Source organism: Dorea sp. 210702-DFI.3.125 (assembly GCF_020560945.1).
In the GTDB taxonomy this organism is placed as follows: domain Bacteria; phylum Bacillota; class Clostridia; order Lachnospirales; family Lachnospiraceae; genus Dorea; species Dorea formicigenerans.
The window spans coordinates 1-680 of the sequence record NZ_JAJCNF010000079.1 but is presented as its reverse complement, the minus strand read 5'-3'; the positions used below and the strand labels follow the sequence as shown (position 1 = coordinate 680).

The following is a 680-nucleotide window of genomic DNA, read 5'->3' as shown; positions in this document are numbered from 1 at the left end:
ATGTACGCAGATAGGCTGTTTTGGTGTAGCGTCTCGGTATCATTTTTAAGGTTTTCCCTCTGTATGCCCCTTTGGAAAGTGCGGCAGTATTGCAGTCAGGGAATGATACCTCACGCTTATTTGTCACTTCCCGGTACGGTTTCGGAGCCTTTTGCCATCCATTCAAAGAAAGCAATCTTGCTGACCTTGATAAGCCTGCCCCTGCGGAACGCCGGAAAGCCGGGGGTGTGTACCAGCTCATAGGCGCTCGCTCTTGAAATTCCCATAATCCGCTGGATGTCCGCCACATCCAGAACCAGCGGTAAATCCTCGTAGCTGTTCAATCTCTTTTTATCGTTCATTCTGTTCCTCCCATAAATCAAATAGGTTAAAATGCTTCCTGTTGCCGTTCTCCCCAAAATCCGTTTTCCTGCCCCATTCCTGCGGTGTTTCCCTGCATTGGTGCGCCGGATGCGTCACTTCTCCTGCCGGTCATATCCTTTTTGGACGGTCATTCACTTGTCAAAGTACTGTTTGGTACGAAATTACCAACTGCAATCATCATAGCGGACTATTCTTGACAAAACAATGCTTCTGCGATACCATGAGTGTAACGGATATAACTGAATTATATAATTACCATAATCAAAGGCAGGGGATAGGGATGGAGAATCAGTTTATACGGCATGAGCCATGTTTTG

At 46.6% G+C, this 680-nt stretch carries 1 protein-coding gene; it reads right to left on the bottom strand.

Going from position 1 to position 680, the window contains the following annotated elements:
- Positions 1–116: 116 nt before the first annotated feature.
- Complete coding sequence (locus tag LI164_RS15605; RefSeq protein ID WP_005362423.1) at positions 117–341, bottom strand: helix-turn-helix domain-containing protein; 225 nt, start codon at positions 339–341, stop codon at positions 117–119.
- Between the last annotated feature and the right edge of the window lie 339 nt (positions 342–680).

Coding starts and splice junctions, on each gene's coding strand:
- LI164_RS15605 (WP_005362423.1), bottom strand. CDS start 341: ATGAACGATAAAAAGAGATTGAACAGCTACGAGGATTTACCGCTGGTT.